11 protein-coding genes and 1 pseudogene are annotated in these 12,888 nt (G+C 71.1%); 6 read left to right on the top strand and 6 right to left on the bottom strand.

Annotation, left to right across the window (positions count from 1 at the left end; all coding sequences use genetic code 11):
- Positions 1-5: 5 nt before the first annotated feature.
- The 3 genes from ACIP5M_RS08530 to ACIP5M_RS08520 form a co-directional block, all read right to left on the bottom strand.
- Positions 6-656, bottom strand: coding sequence for a fasciclin domain-containing protein (locus ACIP5M_RS08530; RefSeq protein ID WP_401193695.1), 651 nt, complete (start codon positions 654-656; stop codon positions 6-8).
- Positions 657-742: 86 nt separating this feature from the next.
- Entirely contained in the window at positions 743-2,329 is a 1,587-nt protein-coding gene (locus tag ACIP5M_RS08525) for a molybdopterin-dependent oxidoreductase (protein ID WP_401193692.1), read from the bottom strand.
- Positions 2,317-3,150 carry an MMPL family transporter gene (locus tag ACIP5M_RS08520; RefSeq protein ID WP_401193689.1) on the bottom strand — a complete coding sequence of 278 codons (834 nt, stop codon included), beginning with the start codon at positions 3,148-3,150 and terminating at the stop codon, positions 2,317-2,319. Before ACIP5M_RS08520 ends, ACIP5M_RS08525 begins: the two co-directional genes overlap by 13 nt.
- Between ACIP5M_RS08520 and ACIP5M_RS08515 the strand changes: the two genes are divergently transcribed.
- Positions 3,046-3,318: a hypothetical protein gene (locus tag ACIP5M_RS08515; RefSeq protein WP_401195109.1), complete on the top strand. Its 273-nt coding sequence runs from the start codon at positions 3,046-3,048 to the stop codon at positions 3,316-3,318. The genes ACIP5M_RS08520 and ACIP5M_RS08515 overlap by 105 nt on opposite strands.
- Before the next feature lie 103 nt (positions 3,319-3,421).
- Entirely contained in the window at positions 3,422-3,841 is a 420-nt protein-coding gene (locus ACIP5M_RS08510) for an ATP-binding protein (RefSeq protein WP_401193686.1), read from the top strand.
- Positions 3,842-4,022: 181 nt separating this feature from the next.
- Here the strand turns inward: ACIP5M_RS08510 and ACIP5M_RS08505 are convergent, their stop codons facing one another.
- The gene (locus ACIP5M_RS08505) at positions 4,023-4,262 is read right to left on the bottom strand and encodes a chaplin (protein WP_401193684.1); all 240 of its coding nucleotides are present in this window, start codon (positions 4,260-4,262) and stop codon (positions 4,023-4,025) included.
- Between the two features lie 376 nt (positions 4,263-4,638).
- On the opposite strand from ACIP5M_RS08505, the gene sigK reads away from it, so the two are divergent.
- Positions 4,639-5,232: an ECF RNA polymerase sigma factor SigK gene (gene sigK, locus ACIP5M_RS08500; protein ID WP_401193681.1), complete on the top strand. Its 594-nt coding sequence runs from the start codon at positions 4,639-4,641 to the stop codon at positions 5,230-5,232.
- Positions 5,229-5,978 (top strand): anti-sigma factor, encoded by a 750-nt coding sequence (locus ACIP5M_RS08495; RefSeq protein ID WP_401193679.1) that lies wholly within the window; start codon positions 5,229-5,231, stop codon positions 5,976-5,978. The genes sigK and ACIP5M_RS08495 overlap by 4 nt, the downstream gene beginning before the upstream one ends.
- Before the next feature lie 166 nt (positions 5,979-6,144).
- Here the strand turns inward: ACIP5M_RS08495 and ACIP5M_RS08490 are convergent, their stop codons facing one another.
- Both ACIP5M_RS08490 and ACIP5M_RS08485 read right to left on the bottom strand, forming a co-directional pair.
- Entirely contained in the window at positions 6,145-6,693 is a 549-nt protein-coding gene (locus tag ACIP5M_RS08490) for an SDR family NAD(P)-dependent oxidoreductase (RefSeq protein ID WP_401193678.1), read from the bottom strand.
- A 669-nt stretch (positions 6,694-7,362) separates the two neighbouring features.
- Positions 7,363-8,910, bottom strand: coding sequence for an alpha/beta hydrolase (locus ACIP5M_RS08485; RefSeq protein ID WP_401193677.1), 1,548 nt, complete (start codon positions 8,908-8,910; stop codon positions 7,363-7,365).
- Positions 8,911-9,566: 656 nt separating this feature from the next.
- On the opposite strand from ACIP5M_RS08485, the pseudogene ACIP5M_RS08480 reads away from it, so the two are divergent.
- Together ACIP5M_RS08480 and ACIP5M_RS08475 are read left to right on the top strand one after the other, a co-directional pair.
- Positions 9,567-9,989: pseudogene (locus tag ACIP5M_RS08480) on the top strand (AraC family transcriptional regulator); the annotation flags it as partial.
- A gap of 42 nt (positions 9,990-10,031) precedes the next feature.
- Positions 10,032-12,038, top strand: coding sequence for a HEAT repeat domain-containing protein (locus tag ACIP5M_RS08475; protein WP_401195040.1), 2,007 nt, complete (start codon positions 10,032-10,034; stop codon positions 12,036-12,038).
- Positions 12,039-12,888 lie beyond the last annotated feature (850 nt).

Below are 12,888 nucleotides of genomic sequence, written 5' to 3'. Positions count from 1 at the left end.
GACTTCTACTTGGGCATCAGGACGGTGTCGACGATGTAGACGTTGGCGTTGGCGGTCTTGACGTTGCCGCAGACCACGTTGGAGGTGCCGTTGGCCTTGTAGGACTCGCCGGAGCCCTTCGTGGTGACCATGCCCTTCTCGAGGGTTTCGAAGCTTCCGTTCTCCAGCTGCTTGGGGGTGAGCTTCTGGCCGACGACGTGGTAGGTGAGGATCTTGGTGAGGGTGGCCTTGTCGGCAAGGACCTTGTCGAGGTCGGCCTTCGGGATCTTCGCGAAAGCGTCGTTCGTGGGCGCGAAGACGGTGATGTTCTTGGCGTTGTTCAGGGTGTCGACGAGGCCGGCCTGCTTGACGGCGGCGACCAGGGTGGAGAGGGCCGGGTTGTTGGATGCGGCCGTGGCGACCGGGTCCTTGGTCATGCCGTCGAAGGAGCCGGCGCCCTCCTTGGGTACGCCGGCGCAGGCCGGGCCGAAGGGCTGGTCGCCGGTCATTGAGTCGCCCGCGGGGGTGTTCTCGCCGGTCTTGGCCTGGTCGCCGGCTGCCGCGGTGGGGGCGGCCTTGGTGTTGCTGCCGGAGTCGGAGCACGCGGCCAGGGAGAACGGCAGCAGAGCGGCTGCTGTGACGGCGATCGCGGTACGGCGGATCTTCATGCTGTTCATGATCTGGTTCTCCTTGAAGGACTTGTCGGTTGTGATCGGGGTGGTTGTGCTGCCCGGGAGGTGGCCTGGCGGCAATCTCGGGTGGTCTAGGGGACGGTCACGAAGACGCTGTGCCAGCCGCTGGCTCCGTCGGGGATGGTCCGGGCACGCTGTTCGGTCTGCACGGTGGCGGTGCCGTCCGTAGCGCGGACGGTGATCGTGTGTCCGCCGGGTTCGGCGTTCCAGCGGTAGGACCACTGCCGCCAGGTGTCCACGGTGGCCTGGGGCGCGAGGTCGGTGTCCTGCCAGGAGCCGTCGTCGATGCGGACCTCGACGCGGGTGATGCCGCGGTGCTGGGCCCAGGCGACCCCGGCGACCGTGATGGTGCCGGCGGCGGGGCGGGCGAAGGGCTTGGGGGTGTCGATGCGTGCCTGGGTCTTGATCGGCGCCAGGCGGGCCCACTTCCGCTTCACCCAGTACGGGTCGTAGGCATCGAAGGTGGTGAGTTCGATGTCGGTGATCCACTTGCAGGCGGATACGTACCCGTACAGGCCGGGGACCAGCATGCGCACGGGGAATCCGTGGTCGAAGGGCAGCGGCTGGCCGTTCATGCCGACCGCGAGCATCGCGTCGCGGCCGTCCATGACGTCCTCGACCGGCGAGCCGAGTGTCATGCCGTCCACCGAACGGGCCACCAGCTGGTCCGCTGTGCCTCCCCTGGACGGTGGGCGCACACCGGCCTCCTTGAGGAGGTCGGCGAGGGGGACGCCGAGCCAGCGGGCGGTGCCGACATAGGGGCCGCCGACCTCGTTGGAGACACAGGTCAGCGTGATGTCACGCTCGATGAGGGGATAAGCCAGGAGCTGGTCGAGGCGGTAGGAGCGCGGCCGGGTGACCCCTTTGCCGTGGATGCGCAGCTGCCAGGTGCCCGCGTCGACCTTGGGAACACTCAGGGCGGTGTCCACGCGGTAGAAGTCGGAGTTGGGGGTGGTGAAGGGGCTGATGTCGGCCACCTTCAACTGCACACCGGCAGGGAGGGTGGGCGCCGGGGAGGCAGGAGTCGGCAGGACCAGGCTCGTGCGGGAGGCGACAGCGCCCTGGCCCTGACGGCTGGTGAAATACCGGCCCAGCGCCCCGGCCGAGCCGGCTGCAACAGCAGTGACACCGGCCGCGGCGAGGAAACCGCGCCTGCTCCACCCTTGGGCGCCTTGACCTTCCGAGTCGGCGCCCGGGCCGCGTACGGCTTTGGCGGCGAGGACATACAGGGCGACCGCCCCCGCGAAGGCTCCGGTGAGGGAGGGAAGCGCGTCGCCGATGCCGGTGGAGTCGGGACGGCTGAGGGCCGCGGCAGAGCCGACGAGCCCGAAGAGCAGCACGCCGGCGGCGCCGGAACGCCGGTGAGAGAGAGCGAGGATGCCCACCCCCACGGCGAGGACGGCGAGCATCGCCAGGATGCCGAGCTGCAGCACGGTCTTGTCGTTCTCGCCGAACGTGCGGATCGCGAAGTCCTTGACCGCGGCAGGCGTTCGGTCGATCACCGAGCCCCCGACGACCGTCACGGGCCCGGCCGCCGGACGCACCAGTCCGGCCACCAGCTCGGCCACGGCCAGAGCAGTGAACGCGGCCAGCACACCGGCCAGGGCGCCCCGAGCGGCGCGGAAGAGGATGCTGCGGAAGCTGCTCACACCCGGCATTCGGCAGCCTCGGCCCGGCGGATTGGTCGGTCCTGCGAGAGAGGGAAATCCGCACGCCGGTGTTGCCGCGCGGCCGCGCAGGGGAGGGTCGGTCGCTGGGCAGGAGTGTCGGCCACCACGTGCGGTGGCCGAGGTCGAAGATCAGGGCGGGGACGAGGAAGAGGCGTACCAGGAGAGTGCCGATCTAGGACGCCGATGGCGACGATGCAGCCGATCTGGGCGACGTAGAGCAGGGACATGACGGCCAGTGCGGCGAAGATGGCGGCCAGGATGAGTCCGGCGGCGCTGATGACACCGCTGGTGGCCTGCCTTCCTCGCGCACTCCGGCTGCCGTGCCGTGGTGGATTGCTTGGAACTTCCACACCACGACGGGCGCCTTCGATCGTGGCGGCCGAGGCCGTCCGGCGGCCCGGCGGCAGCCCACGGACCCCCTCAAGGGACCGCTTACCGGGGCGATTCGGCGTCAGGGCACGGCCGGGATGGGCTATGCGTCCGGATGCCACCCGGCCGGTCGAATACCGCGGTCTGGCATATGGACACAATCCGCCCGGCGTTTCGTCCCGAATCCTCCGCGTGAGGTCCCTGATCGGGCCCCGCAGCACACCGATTCCACGATCGACAGAAATAAAAGGAGGTGAGTGCGATGACCGTAGCTGTGAACGTGCGCAGGCTGATGGCAGGGGCAGCGTCGGCCGGCCCTTCTGGCAGGAGCGTCCGTGCTGGGCGTGTCCGCCACGGCGAACGCTGCGCCGGCCACGTCCGCAGTGACCTCGACGGTCACCGACGACCGGGACCACCGGCACGACCGGTGGGACCGTCATGAGCGGTGCAGCTGGGTGAAGGGCCACTCAGCTTGGAAGTGGCACCAGGGCACCTGGCACAACGGGTACTGGGGCCATCACGGGAAGTGGCACGACGGATGGTGGGGCAAGGGCTTCTGGAAGCAGCACTGGGTGCCCGGCCACTGGAACTGCCACGACAAGTGGTGACTGCCGGCAGGCCGTCGTGGGGTTCCGGGCTCACCGGAACCCCACTCCCGCACCCTCCACCGCGGTTCCCGGGGCCGGGTGCCGCCAACGGTGAGGAATGATCATGGACCCCGTCATCGCGTCCTGCGGGTGTCCGGCCACGCTGCACATCCAGCTCCCGCCGGGCGGGCAAGCCGCCCGGCACGCACGCCGGACCGTGACAGAACTGCTGGCCCTGAAGCCGGCTGTCTGCCCGCACGCGGTTGCCGAGGACCTCGTGCTGATCGTTTCCGAGCTGGTCACCAACGCGGTCCTGCACGCGGAGGGACCGTACGCGCTCACGGTCAGTCTGGAGGACAGGCGAGCCGGCGTCGCGGTCACCGACGGCTCCACAGAGCTGTCCGAGCACGACGGGAAGGGCGTCCGGCAGCGGCAGGTCGAGTCGGGCGGCCGCGGACTGAAGATCGTCCGGGCGCTTGGCGCAGACCTCTTCGTCAGCCGCTCGGGCGTCGGCAAGCAGGTCATCGCCGTCCTCACGTGGTAGGTCGTAAGAGCGTCGGAGGTGCTGCGGGTGGCTGTGCCGACAGCCACCCGCAGCCGACCCGCCCGGCACGGATTTCGCGCGCAGCGGCCCCCCGGGCCGCGTTGCCCGCGCCGGGTCTGGTCACCGGCCCGCGCCTCCCCGTCTTGACGGCGGCGAACCGGGGCTTTGCCCGGGTGCGGGGTCAGGCGTTGACGCAGGTGTTGCCGAAGGACGGGTTCAGCAGCCCGATGACGCTCACGCTATTGCCGCAGGCGTTGACCGGGATGTGGATCGGTACCTGGATGAGGTTGCCCGAGCCCACGCCCGGCGAGTACGCGGCCACGCCCTGCGCCCCCGCGTCAGCGGACGCCACCGACGCGCCTGCCATCACGACCGCGCCAGCCGCCATGGCCACGGCCAGACCTCGTCGCACATCAACCATGTCTTCATACCTCCTGTGAGGGTGTACGGCCGCGCGGAGGTCCCGCGCGGCCGGTGAGGAAGCCCCGTGAACGCCCTCGGGTTCCCTCACAGCCGCTCTTCGCCGCCGCCTCCCCACCGGCTTGGCCGAGGGGCTCGGGTCCCCTCCAACGGGTTAGTCCAGGTGCGTGGGGGTGACGAAGTGGCCTCCCATCCGCAAGCCCGTCGGCTACGAAGAACAGGAGACACACGCCCAGCTTTCCAAGGCCGGACCGTCCCGGGGCGGTCCGGTCCCGCACCAGCGACGACACAAGGACCGGCATGCGATGGACGCCCCGCCCCCCGACGGCCGCCCCAGGCCGCCTCTCCGCCTTCTCTCCACAGCCGGAGCCCCACAGGTGAACCAACCGATCCCCTTCAACACCGGCCCCTCCGCCGACCACGCCCGCCACGACCTCACCGAGACCATGCAGAAGGTCGCCCACGGTGACAAACAGGCCTTCTCCGTGCTCTACGACGCCCTCGCCCCCCTGGTGTTCGGGATCGTGGTCAAGGTCCTACGCGACCGGGCGCAATCGGAGGAGGTCGCCCAGGAAGTCATGATCGACCTGTGGCGGCAGGCCGCCCGCTACCGGCGCGACGCCGGTTCCGTCACCGCGTGGGCGTCGACGATCGCGCACCGGCGGGCCGTGGACCGGGTCCGCTCCGCCCAGGCCGCCACCGACCGCGAGCAAGCCCAGGCCGCCCGCGAGCACACCACCGCCTTCGACGAGGTCGCCGAGCAGGTCGAGACCCGCCTCGAGTCCGAGCAGGTACGCCGTTGTCTGCGCGGGCTGACCGAGCTCCAGCGGCAGGCGGTGACCCTGGCCTACTACCGGGGGCTGACCTACCGTGAAGTCGCCCAAGCCCTGCGCACGCCTCTTCCCACCATCAAGACACGCATGCGCGACGGGCTGATCCGGCTCCGCGACTGCATGGGGGTGACCACGTGAAAGACCACGCCACCGACGCCCACATCCTCGCCGCCGCGTACGCCCTCGACGCGCTCGACAACGGCGAACGACAAGCCTTCGAGGCCCACCTTCACGCCTGCGAGACCTGCCGGCAGGAAACCGCCGAGTTCGAAGCGACCGCGGCCCGCCTGGCCGCAGCCGTCTCCCAGCCGCCCCCCGCCGCGGCCAAGGCGCAGGCCATGGCCGCAATCGACGAGGTGCGCCAACTGCCGCCCCGCGTGCCCGCCCCCGCCGCCGCGCCCGCGCTCAGCGACATCCTGCGCCGACGGGCCGTGCCACTTGCGCTGGCCGCCTGTGTGGCCGCGGCCGCACTGGGCGGCGTCACAGTGTGGCAGGTGCAGAACGCACAGCACCTGAAGCAGCAGGCCCACCAGGCCCAGCGGCATCTCGACACGGTCAGCGCTGTCCTGGCCGCCCCGGACGCGCGCACCGTCCACGGGAAGGCCGCCAACGGCGCCCTGACCACCGTGGTCTCCTCCGACCGGCAGAACAAGGCCGTCTTCACCGCCGCCAACCTTCCCGCGCCCGGAGCCGGAAAGACCTACCAGCTGTGGCTCGACCACAACGGCACCATGCACCCCGCCGGACTCATCGACCACGACGGCACCGTCATCCTCACCGGCAACCCCGCCGACGCCGGCGCCGTCGGACTCACCCTCGAACCCGCCGGAGGCTCCCCCCAGCCCACCACCAACCCCCTGCTCCTTATGTCCCTTCCCGCCTGATCCGCCCAGCCACCGCGACCGTGCGCGGGTGCCCGCCCCGAGCAGCGAATTGGGATCCCACATGGCCCACACTCCGAAGATCAGGGATACCGTCGGTGGCTTCCACCTTCCCGGCGGGCACCGCGCTTAGCGCTGCGACGCACAGCTTGCGCATGGAGGTCCGTCGCTACGGCGTGCAGGTTGTCCTCGTCGAGCCCGGCACGGTCGCGACCCCGTTCTGGGACCGGGCCCAGGAGGATCTGTCCGGTCTGACTACTGGCGAAGCCCCTGCTGACGCCGACGTCGGCATCCATGACCGGGCCGCGAGCCTCTTCTCCCGCATCCAGCGGTCGGCCGGCGGACCGCAGCCGGTGGCCCGCGCCATCGCCAGGGCTCTCCATGTCCAGCGGCGCGTCGCAGGTGGCCAGCAGGGGTCCGGTGGCTGGGCGGCTTGCCTCGTTGAGGCTTGCCGCGTTGTTCGCACACCGTGTAGTCGCGCCGGTGGGAGGCTTCGCCGTCCATCCATGACCACCGCGTCCAACACCAGCCCCTGGTCGCGGGCGGCGCGAACCAGCGCGTCGGCCTTGTCCTGCGAGCGGGCAGCCTCGATCACCCGCCGGCCTTGACGGGCAAGGAGCAGAGCTGTGGCCAGCCCGATCTCCCTGGTCGCGCCCGTCACCAAGACGCTGGCCCGCCAACCGGCCTCGCTCGTCTGCTCATTCACCTGTCGCTCCATAGGTAGGCCAGTAGACGTCCCGCCGCGAGCCAGCACCCGGCAGTTCCGGACCCGGCCTCCGCCGAGATGTGCCAGGTGGCGCGGCTCCTCGGGCGGTCTCAGGCTTGGTCACCCGAACCGCCGACCCCGTACCTCTGAACAGGCACCCACCACGGCGGAGCAGTTGAAAGGTGGACTCGAAGACCGACCGCTCCATCTTCACCTCCCCAGGGAGTTGAAGGTAGACGCCGACCTGGCCGTCGAGGCTGCGGGGGGGGGCGTACGGTGCCCCTTCTCCGGTCTCCGGTCCGGCCGGTCCCGCCCGGGGAAGGGGGCGGCTCAGCGGCGCATCCCCCGGGCGGCGTCCGGTCAGCAGTTCGGTCGGGACGTGGGCTCGGGGCAGGTCGTGGCGCGGGGCCTGTACCGGTCTGGTGGTGACCCACTTCTGTTCCCGCGCGATGGCCTCGTGCGCGGAGGCGTTCAGTACCGCACGGGCCACGGGTGTTCCGGCGTGGAGCCGCGGCCTCGAGGAGATTGCACGCGGAGCTCTGTTCCGCGCTCATCACCGCCGTGTATGCGGTGGTGAGGGCTTCCACCTCGCGGAGGTGTCTCCGGCACCGTGGGCGCGCCGCCAGCGGGCCGATGCACCGGACGGCGCGGGCTTGACCGGCAGGATCCGAAAGAGCCGACCTACCGGCCGGCGGTCGGGTCGGGCAGCGGCTTGCCCGCGCACGAGGCATCCTCGGTCGGCATCCGGCCGTCGAGGAGGAAGTTCTCGACATACGCGTCCACGCAGGGGTTGTGCGACTGGTAGACGCCATGGTCGCCACCACCGACGGTGATCAGCCGGGATCCGGCCGTTCCCCGGTGGGCCCGCAGCGCGCCCTCGTAGTGAGTGGCCGGGTCGTGGAGCGAGTTGAGCATCATGATCGGCGGCAGCTCCCGCCCGGTGACCTGCACCCGGGGCGCCTGGGAGCGCGGCCAGGCGACGCAGACCGAGGCGAAGGTCAGCTCACGGGCCCCGGCCATCGGGTACGCGGCGCCGTCGGCCGCGCTCCGGCGGACCCAGTAGGCGCTGTCGTGGTTCCACGGGGTGTACTGGCAGATGACGGAGAAGAAGTCCGCCGCGAACTGCGCCCCCAGCGGGTGCTTCAGCTTCTCGGCGAGGGCCTTGCGGGCGGCCGACGGAGCCGCCTTCGGGTGCTCAAGGACACCGAGCAGCATCGCCAGGTCGGGGAAGCGGTCGCCGTCGTAGATGATGGAGGTGGCGGCGGCGTCGAGGTGGTTGGGGGTGACCGTCGTCCCCTCCAAGTCCAGCGGATGCTCGCCCAGCGCGCGCCGCAGCCGCTCGTACGAGGCCTTGGCCTCCTCGGCGGTCCGGCCCCGATGGTACGTCGCGTCGTTTGCGGCGAGCCAGGGCAGGAAGTCCTGTTCGAACCGGCGCTGGAAGCTCATCGGCTGGCCCGTCAGGAACTCCTGCCAGCTGCCCGTGAAGCCGATGTTGCTGTCGAGCACCACCCGGTCGACCCGGCGCGGGAACTCGGTTGCGTAGTAGGCGCCGAGGAAGGTGGCGTACGAGGGGCCGTAGTAGGACACCTTCGACTCGCCGAGCAGCGCCCGGAACAAGTCCATGTCGTGCACGGCCTGGTCGGTGGTGATGTACGGGAGCAGGTCGCCCGACCGCCGCTCGCAGTCCCGTACGAAGTTCCGGGCCCGGTCCACGGTGGCGTCCACGGCCCGGCGGGAGCGGTCGCGCAGGTCGCCGCTGGTGAACAGGGCGTCCACCGCGTCCTGGTCGGAGCACACCACCTGTGTGCTGGCTCCGACCCCGCGCTGGTCGAAGCCGACGACGTCGTACGCGGCCGCCAGCTTGGGCGAGTACGCCGCAAGCCCCGCCGGCCGGCCCAGCCCCGAGGCGCCCGGCCCGCCGGCCGCCATCATCAGCACGCCCCGCCGCGCGGCGGGGTCCGCGGCCCGGTGCCGGGACACCGCGACGGTCAGGTCCGCCCCCGTGCCCGAGCGGTACCAATCGCGCGGCACCGTCATGGAGGCGCACTCCAGCGCACCGGACTGGCACGGCTGCCAGTCGAGGCGCTGCTGCGCGTACCGCGCTGGCACGGCCGCCGCGCCGCCCTTCGTCCCGGCAGCGCCCGCCGGCGACGCGGGCAGGACGGCGAGGGCGAGCAGCCCGCACGCGGCGGCCGTGGCCCACCGCGCGGGCTTCCTGAAGAGGTGCATGTGGGTGGTTCCCCCCGGTCGGAGCGATTCGGTTACACCCCGATCCTCAGACAACCCCGCCCCACCGGACGATCCCCCCAATGCCCGTATCCGGGGTGGTGCCAGCACCACCCCGCCCTGGCTGGGCCACCTCGACCCCGTCGAGACCGGCACCGTGGTTCAGGCCAGCGCGTGGCGGCCAAAACACTCTCCGCCCGCCCGGCAGCGCCGCGTTGCTGCCGGGGTGGGGAGGCTGCCGTTGCCCGGCTCGGAGGTAAACCCCGAGTGGTCCTCACTCCGCCCTTCGAACCGATGCTCGCCCAGGCCGTCGACTACGTCCCCGGCTGCGGTGTCCTGGCGAGCGGCTTCGCGGCGGAGCAGAAGTGATGGACAGGGTTTGGTCTGGCCGTCGTCCGGGTCTGGCCGGTCCGCTGACAGCGTCCTTACACGCAGAGGGCGGGTGAGGTGGACGGGAGCGCGGGCGGGGTGAACACCCGCCTCGGCCGCGGACTGCGCGGGGGCCGCGATCGGTTCACCGGCCGAGGCCCCATGGTGCTCGGTCACCAAACGACACACGGCCCCCACCGCGGCCGCCACTTCAAGCCCAACCGCAAACGGTGGTGATCAGTCCTTGGAACGTGATCTTCCGGGACTGGGCGGCTCGTACACTGACGAAAATGGAGGACCACACGGCCACCGGGATCGGTGCACGTCCGGCGCCCGTCTTGCGGGAGTACGTCGACTCGTATGTCGGCTTCGACCTCCGCGGGCTCCCAACCGGGGTGCACTGCGGGCAGCCGAGCCGCGCGCTCACTGCGGTGATCAGCCTGTCAGATCCTTTGGAGGTGGCGGCGGGCGTTGACGACGGGTCACCGGTCACCCGGTTCGGCAGCGTGGCCGGCGGTCTGATGTGCCGGTCCGTCGCGATTCACCACGACGGACGCCAGCATGGTGTTCAGGTATCGCTGACACCGCTCGGGGCCCGGGCCATCTACGGCATGCCGTCCGCCGAGCTCGCCCACCGACTGGTCCCACTTGACGAGCTTCTCGGAGCGCTTGCCGTCGAGCTGGTCGACCGGCTCCGATCGGCGACAACCTGGAACGACCCCTCCCGGCACGAATCCCTCGTCCTCACCGCTGGCATGGTCGAACCTCGGGTCGCAGGACGGATCGTCGCCCACCTCCTGGCGGCCGATCCGCTGTGGTTCGTCCGCCTGTCCGGGGCGTCCTCGCGCGAAATCCCCCACCACATCGTGCTCGCCGCCCGCTGCCTCGGTGAGGTCCGCGACCCCGGCGCACTGCCCGCCCAGTGCTCCGCCGTCGTGAGCGCGGTGATCGCGCTGATCGAGCATGTGGTCGCGGAGCGGGTACGCCCCGGTTCGCCTGTCATGCGCGCGGTGGAGGAGTCCCTGCCGCCTGTGCTCGTCCGGCTCGGCGCACGCTGTCCCACCGTCCACCGGCTCTATTGCGACTGGTACCTGGCGCGCGGTCAGTTCCTCAGTGTCATGAGGGAGGGGGAGAACTTCGCTTGGTTCGAGGTGCCACCGGCCGCACAGGTCGGCGCCGCGCTGCTGGGCGACCACCCCGAGTTCTACGAAAACCTCTACAGCCAGGCGGCCTTCGGCCCCGCGCCGGCCACCAAAGTCGAGGCCCTCCGTGCGCTCATCCAGGAACGGCCCGAGGACCCGCGACTGGCTCGGCTGCTCTGCGAATTCGCAGAGGCGGACCCCGATGGAGAGACGAGGGAGCGTTCGGTCCGGTTGTTCGCCCTGGCCCGTCGCATGGACCCGGCTGCCGCGCGCTTGCTGCAAGGCTGGCTCAACGACGACGACACCTACCTCCGCCGGGGAGCCTTGGGAGCACTCGTCAACGGCTGGCGCGACGAGCCCGAGACGTACGCCGCGATATGCCGGTACGCCGCCAACGACCCAAATTCCGAAGTCCGCCTCACCGCGGTGCGGTGTCTCGCTTCCGGCTGGCCGGGCGACCCCGACGCCGGGGCCGTCGTCCGCACGCGTGCCACCTGCGATCCCGACCCGCACCTGCGGACCAGCGTGTTCCGCATTCTGGCTGAGGGCTGGCCCGACGACCCGCTGAATGCGGCCCTGCTGGAAGCCATCGCCGCCGATCCGGCTGCCGAGAGGTGGCTGTGCGAGACCGCCAAGCGGACGCTCGACTGGATGCGGGCCGGACCCGTCCGTTCTGACGCTGCCCTGGCGACCTTCCCCGCACCCCCGGAGGATCCGCGCATCACCGCGCTCGGGCCACTCGTCGTCGAGCGTCGCGCCGAAGCGCGGACTCCTCTGCTGCTGCGCGAGCGTGCCGAAGCGCACCCGGACGCGGACGTCCGCGTGGCCGCCGTACGGGTTCTGGCCACCGGATGGCGCGATGATCCGCGTACGTTGCCGTGGCTGTGCGAGCTCGCCGCCTCACAGGCGAGCGAGTCGGTGCGGCAGGCCGCACTGTGGGCCCTCGGCTCTCTGTGGCCGGGAGACCCCGAGGCCGGAGCGGTGCTGCGCCGCATCGCCGACGGCAAGGGTGAGTCGAGGACGCACGAAATGGCCGTCCTCGCCATCACCGCCGGATGGCGCGACGACCCGGACACCCGGCTGCTGCTCCGCAGACTCGCGGTCGGCATGGACGCCACGTACGTACGAGCGACGGCGATACGGATGCTGGGCGCGAGCCTTCGCGACGCCCCCGCGACCGAGGAAGTGCTCCGTGAGCGGGCTGAGAAGGACCGCGATTCCTACGTCCGCACGACCGCCGTCCGGGCCCTCGTCCTGGGCTTCCGCACCACGCGGACCCGCGATCTGCTGCGTCGGCTCGCCGTCGACGACCCCGACGACTTCCTGCGCGCTGAAGTCATCCACTTCCTGGCCACGGGCTGGCGCGAGGAACGGGCGACCGGCGAGCTGCTTCGTCGCATAGTCACCGACGGCACCGGGGCGACGAGCCGGCGCGCGGCGGTCGAGGCGCTGGCCGGCGGCTGGCGCCGCGACCCCGCCACCGAGGTGCTGCTTCGGGAACGGGCCGCCGACGACTCCGACTGGGGACTGCGACAGGCGGCCGTGCACGCGCTCGCCGACCGGTGGCCCCACGACCCGGAGATGCTGGCCCTGGCCGAACTCCTCGCCGACGACATGTGACGGCCCGTCCGGCCCGTGATGGGTCTACGGGCGACCCGTCACGGCTGCTGCTCCTCAAGGACCTCGATACCGATCAGGCAGGTGTCGTCGTCGGTGTCGGACTTGCTGTACGTCAGCAGGCGGTCCAGGCGCTGGCCCAGGCTGCCGCGCACGCCGAAGACGTCCGAGCCGACTTCCCGGGGCCTCCCGGTCTACACCCTCGTACAGGAGGCCGAGGCGTCCGCCGCGCTGATCGAGCAGGCCGCAACAGCTCGGCTGGTGGTCGTCGGGCCGCCCGGCCGAACGCCGCCGGGCAGAGACACAGCGAGGGAGGAACCGCCGAATGGTTCTGCTGGCCCACGGAGTCGCCCGCCGGACTCATCTCGCGCCGAGGTTAAACCGCAAGCCAAGGCCACGCTGCGGCAGTGCGTCTCCCTGGTCCTGCTGGGCGTGGTGAGGACCGGCGGCGGTATGGACGGCCTGCAGACCGCCACCCCGCCTCAAGTGGCTCCACCAGACCGAGGACATCCTGGTCCTCTTCCTCACCGGCATGCCCCGCGACCGGAGTGCGCGTTCACCGGCTTCGCCACCAGCGCCGCCGACTACCTCACCAAACCCGTCGATCCCTGGGAACTACGGGCCAAGGTCAGCCTCTTGGCCGACGAGCAGACCGAGCGCCAGCAGATGCGCAACGAGCTGGCCCATCTGCGTCACAGCGACGCCGGCGTCAGCGTCCAGCCCGCACTGCCCGCGCCGACTTACAGTGACGGTAGGGCTGTTGATCCCACGGCAGCACACCGGGCACCTCCCGCGGTCCGGTGGCGCCGTGGTCGAGGTGGCACGGCCACCGGCCGTCGTCAGCCGGGGGGGG

The organism is Streptomyces sp. NPDC088762, assembly GCF_044750905.1.
Taxonomy (GTDB): domain Bacteria; phylum Actinomycetota; class Actinomycetes; order Streptomycetales; family Streptomycetaceae; genus Streptomyces.
Note: the sequence above shows the minus strand (reverse complement) of the source record. Positions and strands in the feature narration are given on the sequence as shown.

Excerpts from the sequence above, each read along its gene's own strand:
- ACIP5M_RS08485 (WP_401193677.1), bottom strand. The coding sequence starts at position 8,910 with ATGCACCTCTTCAGGAAGCCCGCGCGGTGGGCCACGGCCGCCGCGTGC.
- ACIP5M_RS08505 (WP_401193684.1), bottom strand. The coding sequence starts at position 4,262 with ATGGTTGATGTGCGACGAGGTCTGGCCGTGGCCATGGCGGCTGGCGCG.
- ACIP5M_RS08490 (WP_401193678.1), bottom strand. The coding sequence starts at position 6,693 with ATGGAGCGACAGGTGAATGAGCAGACGAGCGAGGCCGGTTGGCGGGCC.
- ACIP5M_RS08475 (WP_401195040.1), top strand. The coding sequence starts at position 10,032 with ATGGTCGAACCTCGGGTCGCAGGACGGATCGTCGCCCACCTCCTGGCG.
- ACIP5M_RS08510 (WP_401193686.1), top strand. The coding sequence starts at position 3,422 with ATGGACCCCGTCATCGCGTCCTGCGGGTGTCCGGCCACGCTGCACATC.
- ACIP5M_RS08520 (WP_401193689.1), bottom strand. The coding sequence starts at position 3,150 with ATGACGGTCCCACCGGTCGTGCCGGTGGTCCCGGTCGTCGGTGACCGT.
- ACIP5M_RS08530 (WP_401193695.1), bottom strand. The coding sequence starts at position 656 with ATGAACAGCATGAAGATCCGCCGTACCGCGATCGCCGTCACAGCAGCC.
- ACIP5M_RS08525 (WP_401193692.1), bottom strand. The coding sequence starts at position 2,329 with ATGCCGGGTGTGAGCAGCTTCCGCAGCATCCTCTTCCGCGCCGCTCGG.